Here is a 17257-nt window from a genome sequence, read left to right on the forward strand (position 1 = left end):
CGAATGAGGTGACGCGATGCTCGTCAACGGCAAATGGACGGAAGACTGGCAGCCGGTGCAGGCGACGGACGCCAAGGGCGGTTTCGTGCGGCAGGTTTCGAGCTTTCGCAACTGGGTGACGCCGGACGGCAGCGCCGGGCCGACGGGCGAAGGCGGCTTTGCGGCCGCAAGCGGGCGCTACCATCTCTATGTCGGCTATATCTGCCCCTGGGCCTCGCGCACGCTGATCGCGCGCAAGCTGAAGAAGCTCGACGACGTGATCTCCATCTCCGTCGTCGAGCCGGCGCTCTCCGAGCAGGGCTGGCAGTTCGGCGACTATCCGGGCTCCAACCGCGACGACCTCAACGGCGCGACCTATATGCACGAGCTTTATACCCGCGCCGCGCCGACCTTCACCGGCCGTGCGACCGTTCCCGTTTTGTGGGACAAGGAGAAGAAGACCATCGTCAACAACGAGTCGGCCGATATCGTGCGCATGCTCAACAGCGGGTTTGGTGCCCTGGCCGATGAGAGCGTCGATCTCTACCCGGAAGCCCTGCGCGGCGAAATCGACGCACTGAACGAGCGCATCTATCCGGCGCTCAACAACGGCGTCTACCGCGCCGGCTTCGCCACCACGCAGGTCGCCTACGAGGAAGCCTTCCACGGCGTCTTCACCATGCTCGACGAGCTGGAGGCACGGCTTGCCGCCGGCGGGCCGTTCCTGACGGGCACGGCCTTCACCGAAGCCGACATCCGCCTCTTCGTCACCCTCATCCGCTTCGACGCCGCCTATTACGGCCTGTTCAAGTGCAACCGCCAGCGCCTCGCCGACTATCCGGCGCTCTCGGCCTATACCAGGCGGGTGCTCGACCTGCCGGGCGTGCGCGAGACGGTCAGCATAGACCATATCAAACACGGCTATTATTCGATCAAGTCACTGAACCCGAACCGCATCGTGCCGGTCGGGCCGGACCTTTCGGCGCTGGGGTTGTGATCGCCCTCGCCACCTTGACCACGAGCGTGGGATACGGAATGGTCGATATCGATGAGAGCCCGGCCATTTCCCTATGCAAGCCTCGCGACAGTGGCGATTTCGGCTGTCGTCCTTACCGTTTCCACCACGATATACGAGCGACATTGCGCCTTCGGCTTCGGCGGCTTCCAGTGTAACGACCCCGTGGCCGGCTACGGCGATATCCTGCTCACGACCAACCTTGCCTCGCTCGCCGTGCTGATCGTCGCCGCGATGATGACGGCGTGGAAACTGGTCGCCTGGTTCCGCTTCCGGTAGTCATCCCTCCTTCGCCTCCACCATCGCCATCAGCGTTTCCAGCCGGTCGGCGTCGGCGGGCAGCTTGTCCTGGCGCAGGCGCGCGATGCGGGGGAAGCGCATGGCGACGCCGGATTTGTGGCGGGTGGAGCGGTTGATGCCCTCGAAGGCGACTTCCAGCACGAAGCCGTAGGCGGGTTCGGCACGCACGGCGCGCACCGGGCCGAAACGGTCGGTCGTGTTGTTGCGCACGAAGCGGTCGAGCACTTCGAGCTCGGCATCGGTGAAGCCGAAATAGGCTTTTCCGACGGGCACCAGCATGTCGCCCTCCGGGCCGGCGGTCCACACACCGAAGGTGAAATCGGAATAGTAGCTCGAACGTTTGCCGTGGCCGCGCTGGGCATACATCATCACCGCGTCGACATTGTAGGGGTCGCGCTTCCACTTGAACCACGGCCCCTTCATGCGGCCGGCCTGGTAGGGGCTGTCGAGCCGCTTGATCATCACGCCTTCGATGACCGGATCGGGCGGCTCGCGGCGGATGGTTTCCAGTTCCTCCCAGGTGGCGAAGGGCACCAGCGGCGACAGGTCGAAGCGGTCGTGCGGCGCCTTTTCGATGAGGTGGCCGAGGCGGGCGCGACGGGCGGTGAAGGGTTCCGGGCGCACATCCGCCTCGCCGTCGAACAGCACGTCGTAGGCGCGCACGAAGGCGGGGAAGTCGTCCAGCATCCTGGTGTTGACGGTCTTGCGGTTCAGGCGCTGCTGGAGATCGGAGAAGGTGCGCGTCGGGCTGTTCATGCGCGCCGTGCCGCCGACGAGCAGCTCGCCATCGACCACGCCTTCGAAATTGATGGCGTCCAGCACGTCCGGGAAGGCGGCGGAAATGTCGTCGCCGGAGCGGGAATAGAGGCGGCGCGTCGTGCCCGCGGAGGACATCTGCACGCGAATCCCGTCCCATTTCCATTCGGCGGCGAAATCGGCGGGGTCGAGCGTGTCGAGGTCGCCCTCGCCCACCGGATTGGCGAGCATGACGGAGTGGAAGATCGCCGGTGTGGCCAGCACCGGGCGCTCGGCGCGGCCTTCCAGCCAGGCGAAGAGCGGCTCGTAGGGCGGCGCGATGCCGTGCCACAGCGTCTCGATCTCGGTGATGTCCTTGCCGGAGAAATCGGCGAGCGCCTGCTTGGCGAGCCGCGCCGAGACGCCGATGCGCAGGCCGCCGGTCGCAAGCTTGAGGAAGGCGAAGCGGGCGGAGGGATCGAGCCGGTCGAGCATGTCTCGCACGGCGGCGCGCACCTCGGTGCGGCCGAGCGCGTTCATGCGGGTGACGACGGCGCTCAGCCGCGGCTCTGCCTCGTCCGGCACCCGCTCCTTGCGCTCCTGGTCCCAGACGAGCGCGATGGTTTCCGCCAGATCGCCGACATAGTCGTAGGAATAGCGGAACAGCACCTCGTCCATGCGTTCGAGCACCAGTTCGCGCAGCAGCGCCGGTTTGACGCTCTTCAGGTCCAGCGTGCCGGCGATGGCGGCCAGGCCGTAGCCGCGGTCGGGATCGGGCGTGTCGCGAAAATAGTCGGCGAGCAGTTTCAGCTTGCCGTTGCGCGAGGGTGTCAGGACGAGGCGGTCGAGGAGGGTGGCGAAGGCTCTCATGGATAGTGTCTGCCTTCCGCGGGGCTATACCGTGGAGGAAGCACCCCCCTCTGCCCTGCCGGGCATCTCCCCCTCAAGGGGGGAGATCGGAAGGAGGAGAACTCCCGCTTCCCCGCCATCGGCACGTAGGGTCTCCGGGCAGCGCGGAAGATTGAAATGCGACGGCACCACGGGCGGATCTCCCCCCTTGAGGGGGAGATGCCCGGCAGGGCAGAGGGGGGTGAGCCGCATCCACTTCGCTGCCTCCGGATCAACAGGGAAAAGGCTTCAGGCATCAATCCCCCTCATCCTCATAACCCACCAGATGCAGCGGCCGCGCCGGCACGCCGGCGAGTTCGCACCAGCGCACCAGCGCCTCCTCGCGGCCGTGGGTCACCCAGACCTCGCTTGGCGCCAGTTCGCGGATCGTTTCGGTGAGTTCCGGCCAGTCGCAATGGTCGGAGATGACGAGCGGCAGTTCGACGCCGCCCTGTTTGGCGCGCTGGCGCACCATCATCCAGCCGGACGCGAACGAGATCAGCGGCTCGCTGAAGCGGCGCGCCCAGCGGCCCTCGAAAGCGGACGGTGGGCCGACGATGACGGCGCCGCGATAGTCGGCGGGCTTGGATTTTTCCGTGGTGGCCGGTCGCAGGTCGCCGAGATCGATGCCGCGGCCGACATAATAGTCGCAGAGCCGCGCCAGCGAGCCGTGGATGTAGATCGGCGCGTCATAGCCACAATCACGCAGCAGCCGGATGACGCGCTGCGACTTGCCGAGCGAATAGGCGCCAACGAGGTGGCTGCGCTCGGGAAATTGTTTGAGCGAGGTCAGCAGCTTGCCCATCTCGGCCTTGGGTTCCGGGTGATGGAAGACCGGCAGGCCGAAGGTCGCCTCGGTGATGAAGACGTCGCAGGGCACCGGCTCGTAGGCCGCGCAGGTCGGGTCGGCGCCGCGCTTGTAGTCACCCGATGCGACGATGCGTAGGCCATCTTTTTCCACCGCGATCTGCGCCGAGCCGAGCACATGGCCGGCGGGGTGGAAGGAGACGGTTACGCCGTTCAGATCGATGCGCTCCCCGAAGACGGCCGCCTGCGACGTACCGCAAAAATCCTCGCCGTAGCGGATCTCCATGATGTCGAGCGTCTCGCGCGTCGCCAGCACCGCGCCATGGCCGGCGCGGGCATGGTCGGAATGGCCATGGGTGATGAGCGCCCTCGCCACGGGGCGGACGGGATCGATGTAGAAATCGCCGGCGGGGCAATAGAGGCCGGCGGGCGCCGGTTTGAGGAGTTGCTCGGGCTTCATGACGGGAAAGATAGTGGCTTTCGCGCGCTCTGCCAGCGGGGGTGAGGTGATGCCGGTCGGGCGTGCCGTGCCGGTGGATCCTCGGGTCGAGCCCGAGGATGACGAAAGAAAAAGCGATCGGGTTACAAGAGCGCCTGCGCCGCATGCCGCGCCGGTCACTGGTCCCGCGGCTTCTCTTCCCCAGCGTCATCCTAGGGCTCGACCCGAGGATCCACCGGCACGGCCCAGCTTGAACGGCTGCTCAGGCGAGCGCCAGCATGCCGGCGCATAGCGCGGCCATGTCGACGGCGGAAAGCTGCTGGTCGACCTTGGCGTGGGTCTCCTGCCAGGTGGGGAAGGCCTGCGTCAGCAGGCGGCGGCCGTCCACCGTCAGGCGCAACAGGCGGCCGCGGCGGTCGCGCGGGTCGGCCTCGATCTTCACAAGGCCGCGGCGTTCGAGGGGCTTCAGGGCGGCGGTGAGCGTGGTGCGATCCATGGCGAGCAGTGACGCGACCGGCCCCATCGGCGGCGGCTCGGGGCGGTTCAGCGCCATCAGCAGCGAGAACTGGCCGTTGGTGAGGCCATGCGGGCGCAACGCATCGTCGAAACGGCGAGCAAGGGCGCGTGCGGCGCGCTGCGCCTGCAGGCACAGGCAATTGTCGCGCACGAAAAGTGTCGTCTCGTAGGGAATCAGCACATCTTCCAGCATGGTTCTTACTGTTGATATCAACATAACAATGTCAAGACCCGGCAGCGCGTGCGGCAGGGAATATCAGAGATTCGGGATGCAGAGGATAGCCTGGAGCGCGCGGGCGTCGATGGGGCGGCTGAGATAATAGCCCTGGATCTCGTCGCAACCGGCCTCGCGCAAAAATTCCATCTGCTCGCGGGTTTCCACGCCTTCGGCGATGACGCGCAGTTGCAGCGAATGGGCAAGCGAGATGACGGCGCGCGCGATCGCCGCGTCGTCGCCGTCGTCGGGCAGGTCCTGCACGAAGGAGCGGTCGATCTTGAGGCGGCCTACGGGGAAGCGTTTCAGCGAGGCGAGGCTCGAATAGCCGGTGCCGAAATCGTCGATGGCCAGCGTCACGCCGAGCTGTTCCAGCCGAAGCATGGTGGTGACGGCCTGCTGCACGTCCTCCATGATCAGGCTTTCCGTCAGTTCCAGTTCGAGGTAGCGCGCCTCCAGCCCGCTTTCCTCCAGCGCCGCGGCGACGCGCTCGACCCAGTCCTTCTCCTGGAACTGGCGGGCCGAGACATTGACGCTGACGACGATGGGCGGCAGGCCGGAGACCTGCCAGGCCTTGTTCTGCCGGCAGGCGGCGCGCAGCGTCCAGTCGCCGATCGGGCCGATCAGGCCGGTTTCTTCCGCCAGCGGAATGAAATCGCCAGGCCCGATGAGGCCACGCTCCGGGTGGCGCCAGCGGATCAGCGCCTCGACGGCGAAGATGCGGCCGGTCGAAAGATCCATCTGCGGCTGGTATTGCAGGAAGAGCTCCTGCTGGGAAAGCGCGCGGCGCAGCTCCTCCTGGCGCTCCAGCTTCTCATGCGCCCGGTTGGCGAGCTCGGCGGTGAAGACCTGCATGGCATCGCGGCCGATTTCCTTGGCGCGGTACATGGCCGCGTCGGCGCGGGCGAGCAGTTCGGTGGCGTTGCGGCCGTGCTCCGGATAGGCGGCGACGCCCATGCTGCAGGTGACCTGGAAGGAGCGGCCTTCGATTTCGACCGGCTCGGCAACCGCCTCGCGCACGGCGCGCAGCCGATCGTCCACCGTCTCGCCCTTGCGCGGCGCGCCGTTGATCAGCACGACGAATTCGTCGCCGCCGAGGCGCACGATGCTGTCGCTGGCGCGCACGCAGGCGAGCATGCGGGTGGCGACGATCTTCAAGAGCGCGTCGCCCGCATGGTGGCCGAGGCTGTCATTGACCAGCTTGAAATTGTCGAGGTCGAGGAAAGCGAGCGTCATGGTGCCGCCGCGCTCATCCGCCGCCTCGATGGCGGAAGCCACGCGCTCGTCGAGCATGCTGCGGTTCGGCAGGCCCGTCAGCGTATCGTGATGCGCCATGAACTGGATGCTGTCTTCCGCCTCCTTGCGCTCGATGGCGATGCCGGCAATGTGGGTCGCCATGCCGACGAGCTTCATGCATTCGGCGGAAGGCTCGCCTGCCGTGCGGGAATAAAGCGCGAAGGAGCCGAGCACCTTGCCCTGGTAGGAACTGATCGGCGAGGACCAGCAGGCTTTAAAGCCATAGGGCGTGACGAACGCCCGGTAATCGTCCCAGAGCGGATCCGCCGCAATATCGCTGACGATGACCGGCTCGCCGCGCCACATGGCCGTTCCGCAGGAGCCGACAGCCGGGCCGATCTCGATGCCGTCGATCAGCCGGCAATAGGCGGGGTCGAGATTGGGCGCCGCCCCATGGACGATATGCTTGCCATCGGGCGCCAGCATCAGGATCGAGCCGGTGACGTCGGAGACATGGGCCTCGATCAGCAGGATCAGCGAGGAAAACACCTCGACCAGCGGCGCACCGAGCGCGATCATCTTGAGGAGATGCGCCTGGCCGACATGCAGGCTCTCTGAGCGCTTGCGATCGGTGATGTCGCGCGCGATGCCGACGATGCCGATCACCTCGCCCGATCCGTTGCGCACCGGCAGCTTGGAGGTCAGCAGCCATTTGAGATTGCCGCTGGAATCGCGGATCAGCTCTTCCATGTCGAGCATCGCGCGGCCGGAGCGGAGGATCTCCTGCTCGGTCTCGAAGAAGCCGCGCGCGACGTGCTCCGGATGGATGTCGAAGTCGGACAGGCCTTCGAGGCTTTCCAGCCCTTCGCGCAAATTGTCCTTGACGATCGCCCGGTTGGCGACGACGAAGCGGGAATTCCTGTCCTTGAAATAGAGATAGTCCGGCACCTCGTCGATCATGGCCTCGAGCCAGATCGTGCGCTCGTTTTGCGCCGCCGCAAGCGGGAAGAGCCGCGCTGCCTCGTTCATCAGGCGCTCGCTGGCGGACATCAGGCGCGCCGTCGCATCGACGTCATCGTTGCCAAGGTGGGACAGTTTCGTCGACATGAACCCCTGCAAATTTCACACGCAAGGAAGGACATTGCCGGCCGCCGCCTCTTCCCGGAAACACCCAAAGGTACATGCGGAGTCGTTATCCAACCCTAAAGGAAACCGGCGAAATGCTGCCAATGCGGGCTTTCCCTCGCATCTTTCGGCAACTTGGGCGGGCATCACCCCAATTGTTCCGTTTCGGCACGAAACCACCTGGCACGGTTCCTGCTCCCTGGGCTTCAAGGAGCTGCCATGGTTACCAGACGGTTATTTCTTTCGGGCCTCGGTGCCGCCGGCCTCGCCACCGGGGCGGCGGCCGGGAGCCAGCGCCTGCCGATCCTCGACGTCGACCTGCGCGGCAGCATCGACGCCTCCGCGCACGGCATCCGCCCGGGTGCCGGCGACCGCAAGAGCAAGGCCTTCGCCAAGCTGCTGAAGGAGGCGGCGGAAAAGAACATGCCGGTCTTCCTGCCGCCCGGCGACTATACGATCTCCAACGTCACGCTGCCCGACAACACACGCATCACCGGCGTGGCGGGCGCCACCCGCATCCTCTATGGCGGCGACGGCCATCTCTTCGCCGCCGACGGGCTTTCGCGTGTCGAGCTTGCCAATCTCGTCATCGACGGTGCGAACCGCTGGCTCGACGACACGGTCGAAGGCCTGGTGCACCTCAGCAACGTCGCCCAGGTGACGATCGAGAATTGCGAGATCCAGGGCTCGTCGAAGACCGCCGTCAGCCTGCAACGCTGCGGCGGGCGCATCGAGCGCAACCGGCTTTCGGGCGCAGCGGACTACGCGCTCTATGCCGTCGAGAGCCACGACCTCTCCGTCACCGGCAACCATGTCTTCGACTGCGGCAATGGCGGCATCCTGATCCACCGCTGGCAGAAGGGCCGCGACGGCACGATCGTTTCCGGCAACCGCATCGCCCGCATGGGCGCCACGCGCGGCGGCACCGGCGAATATGGCAACGGCATCAATATCTTCCGCGCCGACGACGTGATGGTGACGAACAACCACGTCTCCGGCTCGGCCTTCTCCGCCATCCGCTCGAATGCCGGCTCGAACGTGCAGATATCCGGCAATACCTGCCTCGACAGCGGCGAGACGGCGATCTACTCGGAATTCGGCTTCGAAGGCGCGATCGTCAACGGCAACCTGATCGACGGCGCCGCCAACGGCATCCTCATCGTCAATTTCAACGAGGGCGGCAGGCTCGCCACCGTCACCGGCAATGTCGTGCGCAACCTCAAGCTCGACGGCCCCTATGTGCATGACGGCGCCGGCTTCGGCTTCGGCATCGCGGTGGAGGCCGACACGGTCGTCTCCGGCAACACGATCGAGAACGCGCCGAAGTGGGGCCTGGCGCTCGGCTGGGGCCCCTTCATGCGCGGCCTCGTCGTCAGCGGCAACCTGGTGCGCCAAAGCCCGGTCGGCTGCGCCGTCACCGTGGTAGAGGAGGCAGGCTCGGCGCTGATCACCGGCAATATCTTCGAGGACACCCCGGACGGCGCCATCGCCGGCTACCGCTGGAACGAACGCACCACCGGCGACCTCGCGACGGAGAGTGCCGACTACGCGCACCTCACGATCGAACGGAACCGGACGGGCTGAGCCCGTCCCGAAACGCGTCTCTCCTTCCTGCCCGAACGGAGAGGCGCCATGGTGGATGAGGGGGTGGGCTGTCCAGGTACCGCCTCCTCATCCGCTGTTATCAGCCGCCATGGCCTTCGTGGTTGCCCGATGCGCCCTCGCCTTTTGCGGAGCCGGGCTTGGCGGCTTCGATCTTGAAATCGACGTCGATCGTGCCGGCTTTTTCGAAGGTGAGCGTCGCCTTGAAGCTTTCGCCTTCCTTGAAGGGCTGCTTGATGCTCATGAACATGAGGTGCTCGCCGCCGGATTTCAGCTCCACGGTGGCGCCGGCGGGGATTTCGATGCCGTCAGGAAGCTGGCGCATCTTCATGATGTCGTTTTCGATCGCCATTTCGTGGATCTGCACGTCGTCGGAGACCGTCGGCGCGGTGACGGAGACGAGGCGGTCGGCCTCGCTGCCCTTGTTGGTGATGGTGAGGAACCCGCCGCCGACAGGCTGGCCGGGCAGCGTCGCCTTGGAGGCCGGATGGTGGATTTCGAGAGTGCCGAGGGTGAACTCGTGGGCGAAGACGGCAGACGCCGAAAGCGCCAGCGCGAGAGCCGTTGCGAGCATGCGTTTCATGGAAGTTCCTTTCTGATCACGAGAAGATGCGCCGGAGCGGCGGCACGAAGCGGATGACGAACTGGTCGAGGAGGATCATGGCGAGGATGGTGATGCCCGTCAGCGGGAAGAGCACGCCGAAGACGGCGGCGATGGCCCAGAGGCCGAGATAGATGCGCCTTTCGCGCGGGGCCGGCGGCACGCCGATGCGGCCCTTCGGCCGGCGCTTCCACCACATGACCACGGCGGACAGGCTCATCGCGATGACGATGAAACAGGTCGCGAGCATGAGGAGCTGGTTGAACAGCCCCCATTCCTGGCCCTTGTGCACGTTGATGCTCCACTCGATCACCTTGCCCGTCGCGGGATAGTCGGCAAAGGCGGTATCGACGAGGCGCTCGCCGGAATATTGGTCGATATGGAGGGTGCGCTCGTGGTCGAGATCGGCCGGGTAGATCGCAGCGGTGTAGACGCCGGTCTCGCTCGATGGCGCCGACAGTTCGTAGCCGGGCAGCATGCCGGCGGCATTGGCAATCGTCACCGCATTGTCGAGGCCGATCGGCGGCAGCGCCTTTTGGCCGTCCGCCGGAACGGTCGACTGCGGCACCGGCGCGTTCTCCATCAGCCAGGAGGCTTTCGGCAGCACATCGGTGGTGATCAGCATGGAGTGCGGCACGCGATCCCACAGCTCGGCCGGATAACCCATGCCGTTGGCCGTGAGGGTGGCATTGACCTTGGCGCCCCAAAAGCCGGACCAGAGCAGGCCGGAAAGCGCCATGAACAGGATGAGGACGCTCGCGAAAACGCCGGTGACGGCATGCACGTCGCGCCAGAAGACGCGCCGGGCCGGCGTGCCGCGCACGCTGACGACGCCGCCGGTGGCATTGCGCGGCCACCACAGATAGAGGCCGGTCAGCACCAGCACGATGGCGAAGCCGGCGACGACCTCGATGAGGCGCTCCCAGGAGGTGCCGAAATAATCGAGGCTGTGCAGGTCCTCGACGACCTGGTTGAACTCCTGGTTCGCCGGGACCGTATCGAGCACGGCGCCGTCATAGGGATCGACGAAGACGAGCATTTTTCCGGCATCGGTGGCGAGCGTCACGCGGGCGGAACGGTCCGTGCCGGCCGGCGTGCGGTAGGAGGCGAGCGTGCCGCCCGGCACCGCGGCAAGCGCCTTTTCGACGACGACGGAGGGTGGCAGTTCCGCGGTGCCGACCGTGACATAGTTGCGGTAGCGGAACAGGCTGGCGTCGATCTCGTCGTTGAAGAGATAGAGCCCGCCGGTGATGGCGAGGCTGATCATGAAGGGCACGGCGAGCAGGCCGGCGAAGAAGTGCCAGCGCCAGATGGCGCGGTAGAGGCGTTGCGCGAGCGCGGAGGGTTCGGCGGCGGCAACGGCCGGCGCATCGGAGATTACGGACATGTGGAATGGTCCTGTCAGGCTGGATTTCGGGCGCGCGGCGGCAGGCCGTCGCGGATCACGGAAAATCAGGCGGACAGGAAGGGCGGTGCGCGCGGCGGGGCGCCGGGGCGGTCGCGTCTGGAATGCAGCGCCTCTTCGACGAGCGGCAGGGCGGCAACCACGCGGAAGGCCAGCATGGCCCCGGCGAGATCGGCCGGCTGCGGCATCAGCATGGCACCACCGATGCGGCACGCTTCGCACTTGACGGGCGCGGCATGCCGGGTCTTGCCGTCGACGCTGTCGTTCAGGCAGAGGTCCGGCACGGTGCCGTCCGGCAGGGTATATTGCACGAGTTCGAGCGCGGTCGGCTCCAGGGCCGAGGCCGGCTGATGGGCGAAACCGACGAACAGCAGGGCGACTGCGCAAAGCATGCGCAGGCAGGCAACCCAGCTTGTCGTGCCTCGTGTCATCGATCGTCCCCTCCGCAACACCGCGGACATATCGGCCTTAATGCGATGGCGGCAGAACGTCAATGCGACAAAGCTGGCTCCCCTGCCCGGCCATCACGACAATTCATCGATCGATCAGGCAAGCGCTCTACCGTTCCGCAAGAACGCCCCCTAAGGTGCCGCCGCAATCAGGAGGATTCCATGCTCACCATCTACGGCGTCTATCGTTCCCGCGCGTCGCGCAACTATTGGCTGGCCGGCGAACTCGGCCTGCCCTTCGTTTCGGTGCCGATCATGCAGGCCTACCGCCTCGATGACGTGCAGGCGGCGGATGCGCCGCTCAACACCCAGTCGCCGGAGTTTCTGGCCGTCAACCCGACCGGCCTCATCCCCTGCATCGACGACGGCGGCTTCGTGATGACGGAATCGCTGGCGATCAACCTCTACCTCGCCCGCAAGCACGGCGGCCCGCTCTCCGGCCAGACGGTGACGGAGGAGGCCGAGATGCTGCAATGGACGATGTGGGCGGCAACGGAGGTGGAGCCGCATGCGGTGAAGATCATCATGCTGCGCGACGCCCAGGCCGCCGAAAGCGAGCAGGGGCGGCTCACGATCCGCGCCGCGACCAAGGCGCTGAAAAAGTGTTTCGCGCGGCTCGACCAGCACCTGGCCGCCACCGGCCATATCGTCGGCGACCGCTTTACCGTGGCCGACCTCAACCTGGCGGAGGTGTTTCGCTACGCGATGAGCCAGACGGCGCTTTTCGACGCGGCGCCGAACGTCAAGGCCTGGCTCGAACAGTGCCAGTCGCGCGCCGCCTTCAAGGCGATGATGGAGACGCGGCAGGGCGAGCCGGAATAAGCGCGCCGGCAAAGCCGTCCTCGCCGTCTTCCGCGATGGCGTCCCGCAGCCAGCGCTTGAAGAGCGAAACCTTGCGCGGCTCCGGCAGACCCGGGGCCGTCACGAAATAGTAGCCCATGCCGGTCTCGACGCGGATGGGAAACGGCGCCACGAGCCGCCCCTCCTTCAGCGCCCAGGAGGCGAGCACCGGCCAGGCGAGCAGCACCCCCTGCCCGGCCAGCGCCGCATCGAGGCAGAGCGAGGCATCGGAAAAGACATGGCGGGCCTTCGGCGCCGGCACGTCGAGGCCGGCCGCCTTCAGCCAGCGCGCCCAGGTGAAGGCATCGTTGCCATCGACGACGGCCGGCTGCGCCGAGAGGTCTTCCGGCGTCCTGATCCTCTCCGCCAGCGCCGGCGCGCAGACCGGGAACATCACCTGCGGCAGCAGGAATTCGGCGTTGACATCCGGCCAGGTGCCGGGACCGACGCGGATGGCGAGATCGACATCCGAGCGCGCGAGGTCGACCAGCGTCGTCGTCGCCTCGATGCGCAGGCTGATATCCGGATGGGCGGCAGCGAAGCGGTCGATGCGGTGGATGAGCCAGCGCGAGGCGAAGATCGGCGCCACGGAAATCGTCAGGATCGCATCGTCGCGGCGCTGCGTGGTCGCCACCGCCTCGGAGAGCTGGCGGAAGGCCGTGGAGAGGCGCGCCAGGAAGGGCGTACCGAAGGCGGTTTCGCGCAGGCCCCGCGCGGTGCGCTCGAAGATCGCCCGGCCAAGCTGCTCCTCCGCCTTGATGACCTGCTGGCTGACGGCGCCGACCGTCACGCCGAGTTCGTCGGCCGCCGCCTGCAGCGAGCCGAGCCGGCCCACTGCTTCGAGCGCCCGAAGACCGTTCAGATGCACGCGATTGAGGTTGTTCATATAGTTTTTCTATAGCCTCGTCGTGAACTACTCGATTGCCCGAACTGCCTTTCGGCGCGATTATCAGCCATCGACAATGGTAACGAACCGCAAGGAGAAGGCAATGTTCAAGATTTTCTCCAGAGTGGCCGCGGCGCTGACAGCCGAGGCGGACCCTGCGGACACGCCCGTCTGGATGCGCGATCCGCTCTCCCACCCCGATATCGAGACGATGGATTCGCGCGAACTCGGCGACCTGCCCTTCGGACTGTTCCGTCCGAAGGCACCCGTCGAGGAAAGCCGCCAATACCCGGCCTGATCTCGTCAGCCGATCGACTGGCCGCCGGTCTGGTCCATGAACATGAACTCCCAGACATTGCCGCTGATATCCTGGAAGGAGCAGCCGTACATGGGGCCGAATTCGATGTTCGGCTGCCATTCGCGCCCGCCGGCGGCGAGCGCCTTGGCCTTGATGTCGTCGACCTCCTGGCGGCTTGCGGCCGAAAGGCAGGTCAGCACCTGCGTCTGCTTTTCCGGATCGCCGACCGCGCCCTTGACGAAATGGGCGAATTTTTCCTCCGTCAGGTGCATGACGAAGATGTTTGCGTCCACCACCATGCAGGCGGCCGTGTCGTCGCTGAAGGCCTCGTTGAAGCCGAAGCCGAGCGCGCCGAAGAAACGGCGGGTGGCTGCCAGGTCCTTGACGGGCAGGTTGACGAAGATCATGCGCATGGAAATCCTCCTGGTTCTTGGTGATGCGGGGCCGACCCCGTCATGCCCCAAGGACGTAACACCCAACCCCGTCCCGACAAGGGGCCGAAGAATTTATGCGGCCGCGCAGCCCGGCACGTCTTCCAGCCGGTGCCAGACCGGAAGGCCGCGCTCGCGGGCGATGCGCACGTCGTTGTCCGCGCCCTTGGAGGCGCCCGGCAGCCGCAACACGCCCTCGCAGAGCTCGAGCAGGCGGTGCGCCACGGGATAGAAGATTTCTTCGTGCAGCGCATCGCCGATCGTCTCGCCGCCCGCCGCATGCCAGACGGGCAGTGCCACCCATTCGCCGATCATCGGCACATGGCCGGCCTTGAACAGCGCATAGGACGGCGCCTCCAGCCGCTGCAAATTCTCCGCCATCTTTTGCGGGTCGTCTCCCGTGCCCGAGCGATAGGGGCCGGCGATCAGGATCAGCATGGTTTACTCCTACTCTTTTCTTTGCACGAAGTATCCAGAATTTTCTGGATATTCAAGAATATTCGTGTAATTTCATGCAAAGTCAAGATGGAGCGCAAGAGATGCTGACCAGCCAGCGAAAGGCCCTGATCGCCGAACGGCTGAACCGCGACGGCGAGATCGTCGCAAAGACGCTCGCCGCGGAACTGGATTTGTCGGAGGACACGATCCGGCGGGATCTCAGGGAAATGGCGGCGGAGGGCCTCTTGAAGCGGGTACATGGCGGCGCGCTGCCGCTCTCCCCGCCGCTGCCGGATTTTGCCGCGCGCCAGTCGCTCGCGACGGACGAAAAGGCCGCACTCGGTGCCCGCGCGGCGGCGATGGTCGCGCCGGGACAGGTGATCTTCCTCGACGGCGGCACGACGACGGCGGCGCTCGCCCGCGCTTTGCCGCGCAACCATGCCTTCACTGTCGTGACGCACAGCCCGACGATCGCCTGCGAACTCGAACGCCACCCCACCGCGGACGTCGTGCTGATCGGCGGCAGGCTCTACAAACATTCGATGGTGACGACGGGCGCCATGGCGCTCGAGGCGATCCGCGGCCTGAAGGCGGAGATCTATTTCATGGGCGTCACCGCCGCCCACCCGACCCACGGCCTCACCACCGGCGACATGGAGGAAGCCGCCACCAAGCGCACCATCGCCGAAAACGCCGCCGCGACGTGGGTCCTGCTGACGCAGGAAAAACTCGGCCGCGCCTCCCCCTGGAGGATCATGCCCCTCCCCGCCGCCACCGGCCTCATCGTGCCGGGCGGGCTCACACCGGAGGCGCTGGCGCCTTACCGGGAGACGGGTGTGGCGATCGTCGAAGCCTGATCAGGCGGCGAACGCGTCCGTCACCCGAACATCGCCGACGTGGATGCCGTTCCAGTTGGACATGGAGCGGTTGGCCTGGGCCATGAGGGCGGCGTGGAGGTCGGGTTCTTCGGTGAAGAAGCGGGCGAGCGTGGCGGCGACCATGCTTTCGGCGGCGCGGGTGGTGCCGTCCTCGCATTTCAGCGCGATGGCGATGCCTTTTTCGGGAATGGCGGCGCAGAAGACGCCTTCGGCGCCGGTTTTCGCAAAGATGCGGCCGGGCGCGGTTTCCATGAGGCGGGTGCAGGCGCGTTTCGTGCCGGCGACGTAGAAGGGTTCGGCCATGCAGGCGGCGATCAGCCGGCGCGAGGCTTTGGCGCGCTCGGGAGGAAGGCCCGTGCCGGTCGCCATTTTGGCGAAGCCGTGGGCGAGGTTTTTCAGCGGCACGGCATAGGTCGGGATCGAACAGCCGTCGGTGCCGCAATTGTCGGTGGCAAGGGCCGATCCCGTCAGGTTTTCCATGATGCCGCGGATTTCGGCCTGGACCGGATGTTCGTAGCGCACATAGCCTTCGAGGTCCTTGCCGGTGTGGCAGGCGGCGCAGATGAAGCCGGCATGTTTGCCCGAGCAATTGTTGTGAAGGGCGGTCGGGTGGTCGAGCTGGCGGGCCTGACCGATCAGCACGGGCTGCTCGAAGGACCAGTGGGCGCCGCATTCCAGCACGCTCTCATCGACGCCGGCGGCGGCGAGCATGGTGGCGGCAAGGCGCGCATGGGCCGGCTCGCCATTGTGCGAGGAACAGGCGAGCGCCAGTTCGCGGTTGCCGAAGCCGTGCGCATCCGCGGCACCGCTTTCGACGAGCGGCAGGCCCTGCATGGCCTTGCAGGCCGAGCGCGGGAAGACGACGGCGTCGATTTCGCCTTGCGAAAACACCACCTTGCCATCACCATCGACCGCCACGACCATGCCGCGATGGCGGCTTTCGACGAGATCGCCGCGCGTGACTTCGACAAGGACGGGGTTTGCCATATTCGTGCCCTCAAATTTCCGGTTTCGAATGCGGTATTATCCGAAATCCATGGATGTGGACACTCGGTTCGGAGAGACTTCGCATGAAATTCCTGAGGAACGTGTTCGTCCTCTTTCTCGTGATCTATCTCATGCCGGCGCTGGCCTCGGCGGGTTACTGGTACATCAAGGAGCGGCCGCAGACCTGGCGGGAGGCGAACTGGAAATCCGCCGGCATCCTGCCCGAGGCCGAAGACACGCCGCGGGCGACGATCCACATCTTTTCGGCCGCGACCGGCGGCCTGAAGGGGGCGGTCGCGAGCCATGCCTGGATCGTCACCAAGGAAGCCAATGCGAAAAGCTACAACCGCTATGACAAGGTCGGCTGGGGCACGCCGGTGCGCAAGAACGGTTATGCGCCGGATGCCTTCTGGTATTCCAACACGCCGCGCGTGGTCGTCAGCGTCAGCGGCGACGAGGCAACGCGGCTGATCCCGAAGATCGAAAAGGCGATTGCCGCCTATCCCTATTCCAAGCCCGGCGGTTACCGCATCTGGCCGGGGCCGAATTCCAACACCTTCGTCGCCCATGTGCTGCGCAACGTGCCGGAACTCGGCGTCGTGCTGCCGCCGGATGCGGTGGGGCGCGATTACCTGCCGGAGGGCAAGCTCTTCGCCATCGATGCGGACGGCAAGGACGTGCATGCCACGCTCTACGGCCTCGTCGGCATTTCGGCCGGGCTGCGCTCCGGGTTCGAACTGCACATCATGGGCCTCGTCGCCGGCGTGGATTTCTATCGGCCGGCGGTCAAGATCCCCGCGATCGGGCGCATCGGGGTCTAAAGATACTCCACCTCGAAGGCGGCGATGCGGGTGGGGTCAGCGATCGAGTCGATGGCGGTGATCTGGTCCCCCGTCACTACGACGAGAAGACGCTCGCCTCCCTCCTCGTGGAGATCGCAGCGATCAATGTGTGGAACCGGTTCAACGTGGCGACGTGCCAGGTTGCTGGTGAATGGACCCGTAAGGCTGCCCTCCGCTAACCGCCTGCCGGGCTGGAAGGTTGCTACCCCCCTTGTAACTTGACGTCCTCCGCTTGCGGCCTAGCTAGAGCTTGCGGTGACGGAGTTGAGCCCGCACCCCCCTTGGGTTTGAACGCCCGTGGCAGAGCCAGGGAGAGCTCCGTCGTTCCATCGAACCCGAACAGTCG

18 protein-coding genes are annotated in these 17257 nt (G+C 66.1%); 7 read left to right on the forward strand and 11 right to left on the reverse strand.

The window, feature by feature from the left end; translation table 11 throughout:
- Positions 1 to 16: 16 nt before the first annotated feature.
- A complete protein-coding gene (locus tag VGN93_RS26935) occupies positions 17 to 976 on the forward strand; it encodes a glutathione S-transferase family protein (protein ID WP_327510054.1) in 960 nt (319 codons plus the stop codon).
- A 51-nt stretch (positions 977 to 1027) separates the two neighbouring features.
- Complete coding sequence (locus VGN93_RS26940; protein WP_327510055.1) at positions 1028 to 1273, forward strand: hypothetical protein; 246 nt, start codon at positions 1028 to 1030, stop codon at positions 1271 to 1273.
- Here VGN93_RS26940 and VGN93_RS26945 read toward each other — a convergent pair whose 3' ends face one another.
- The 4 genes from VGN93_RS26945 to VGN93_RS26960 all read right to left on the reverse strand — a co-directional run bounded on the left by VGN93_RS26945 (position 1274) and on the right by VGN93_RS26960 (position 7236).
- Positions 1274 to 2899 (reverse strand): cisplatin damage response ATP-dependent DNA ligase, encoded by a 1626-nt coding sequence (locus VGN93_RS26945; protein ID WP_327510056.1) that lies wholly within the window; start codon positions 2897 to 2899, stop codon positions 1274 to 1276. It lies immediately after the preceding gene.
- Positions 2900 to 3173: 274 nt separating this feature from the next.
- Positions 3174 to 4184 (reverse strand): ligase-associated DNA damage response exonuclease, encoded by a 1011-nt coding sequence (locus tag VGN93_RS26950; protein WP_327510057.1) that lies wholly within the window; start codon positions 4182 to 4184, stop codon positions 3174 to 3176.
- Between the two features lie 241 nt (positions 4185 to 4425).
- Positions 4426 to 4872, reverse strand: coding sequence for a MarR family winged helix-turn-helix transcriptional regulator (locus VGN93_RS26955; RefSeq protein WP_327510058.1), 447 nt, complete (start codon positions 4870 to 4872; stop codon positions 4426 to 4428).
- A gap of 63 nt (positions 4873 to 4935) precedes the next feature.
- Positions 4936 to 7236 (reverse strand): EAL domain-containing protein, encoded by a 2301-nt coding sequence (locus tag VGN93_RS26960; protein WP_327510059.1) that lies wholly within the window; start codon positions 7234 to 7236, stop codon positions 4936 to 4938.
- Positions 7237 to 7473: 237 nt separating this feature from the next.
- Here VGN93_RS26960 and VGN93_RS26965 point away from each other — a divergent pair, with 237 nt between their 5' ends.
- Positions 7474 to 8838: a TIGR03808 family TAT-translocated repetitive protein gene (locus VGN93_RS26965; RefSeq protein ID WP_327510060.1), complete on the forward strand. Its 1365-nt coding sequence runs from the start codon at positions 7474 to 7476 to the stop codon at positions 8836 to 8838.
- 100 nt (positions 8839 to 8938) lie between these two features.
- On the opposite strand, the gene VGN93_RS26970 is transcribed toward VGN93_RS26965, so the two are convergent.
- The 3 genes from VGN93_RS26970 to VGN93_RS26980 all read right to left on the reverse strand — a co-directional run bounded on the left by VGN93_RS26970 (position 8939) and on the right by VGN93_RS26980 (position 11293).
- Positions 8939 to 9439, reverse strand: a complete 501-nt coding sequence (locus VGN93_RS26970) for a copper chaperone PCu(A)C (protein WP_327510061.1) — start codon at positions 9437 to 9439, stop codon at positions 8939 to 8941.
- Positions 9440 to 9455: 16 nt separating this feature from the next.
- Positions 9456 to 10835 carry a PepSY-associated TM helix domain-containing protein gene (locus tag VGN93_RS26975; protein ID WP_414714188.1) on the reverse strand — a complete coding sequence of 460 codons (1380 nt, stop codon included), beginning with the start codon at positions 10833 to 10835 and terminating at the stop codon, positions 9456 to 9458.
- Between the two features lie 74 nt (positions 10836 to 10909).
- Complete coding sequence (locus VGN93_RS26980; protein ID WP_327510063.1) at positions 10910 to 11293, reverse strand: hypothetical protein; 384 nt, start codon at positions 11291 to 11293, stop codon at positions 10910 to 10912.
- A 180-nt stretch (positions 11294 to 11473) separates the two neighbouring features.
- Here VGN93_RS26980 and VGN93_RS26985 point away from each other — a divergent pair, with 180 nt between their 5' ends.
- Positions 11474 to 12133, forward strand: a complete 660-nt coding sequence (locus tag VGN93_RS26985; RefSeq protein WP_327510064.1) for a glutathione S-transferase family protein — start codon at positions 11474 to 11476, stop codon at positions 12131 to 12133.
- Here the strand turns inward: VGN93_RS26985 and VGN93_RS26990 are convergent.
- Positions 12093 to 13037, reverse strand: a complete 945-nt coding sequence (locus VGN93_RS26990; protein WP_327510065.1) for a LysR substrate-binding domain-containing protein — start codon at positions 13035 to 13037, stop codon at positions 12093 to 12095. The genes VGN93_RS26985 and VGN93_RS26990 overlap by 41 nt on opposite strands.
- 103 nt (positions 13038 to 13140) lie before the next feature.
- On the opposite strand from VGN93_RS26990, the gene VGN93_RS26995 reads away from it, so the two are divergent.
- Positions 13141 to 13335, forward strand: coding sequence for a hypothetical protein (locus tag VGN93_RS26995; RefSeq protein ID WP_327510066.1), 195 nt, complete (start codon positions 13141 to 13143; stop codon positions 13333 to 13335).
- 5 nt (positions 13336 to 13340) lie between these two features.
- Here the strand turns inward: VGN93_RS26995 and VGN93_RS27000 are convergent, their stop codons facing one another.
- Both VGN93_RS27000 and VGN93_RS27005 read right to left on the reverse strand, forming a co-directional pair.
- Positions 13341 to 13748, reverse strand: a complete 408-nt coding sequence (locus VGN93_RS27000) for a glyoxalase (protein WP_319310775.1) — start codon at positions 13746 to 13748, stop codon at positions 13341 to 13343.
- Positions 13749 to 13841: 93 nt separating this feature from the next.
- Positions 13842 to 14204, reverse strand: a complete 363-nt coding sequence (locus VGN93_RS27005; protein ID WP_319310773.1) for a DUF4406 domain-containing protein — start codon at positions 14202 to 14204, stop codon at positions 13842 to 13844.
- Positions 14205 to 14305: 101 nt separating this feature from the next.
- Between VGN93_RS27005 and VGN93_RS27010 the strand changes: the two genes are divergently transcribed.
- The gene (locus VGN93_RS27010) at positions 14306 to 15061 is read left to right on the forward strand and encodes a DeoR/GlpR family DNA-binding transcription regulator (protein WP_327510067.1); all 756 of its coding nucleotides are present in this window, start codon (positions 14306 to 14308) and stop codon (positions 15059 to 15061) included.
- Here the strand turns inward: VGN93_RS27010 and VGN93_RS27015 are convergent, their stop codons facing one another.
- Positions 15062 to 16069, reverse strand: coding sequence for an asparaginase (locus tag VGN93_RS27015; protein WP_327510068.1), 1008 nt, complete (start codon positions 16067 to 16069; stop codon positions 15062 to 15064).
- Between the two features lie 83 nt (positions 16070 to 16152).
- Here VGN93_RS27015 and VGN93_RS27020 point away from each other — a divergent pair, with 83 nt between their 5' ends.
- Complete coding sequence (locus VGN93_RS27020; RefSeq protein WP_327510069.1) at positions 16153 to 16890, forward strand: DUF3750 domain-containing protein; 738 nt, start codon at positions 16153 to 16155, stop codon at positions 16888 to 16890.
- The last annotated feature ends 367 nt before the right edge of the window (positions 16891 to 17257 follow it).

Origin of the sequence: Shinella sp. (genome assembly GCF_035998705.1) — a bacterium.
Taxonomy (GTDB): Bacteria; Pseudomonadota; Alphaproteobacteria; order Rhizobiales; family Rhizobiaceae; genus Shinella.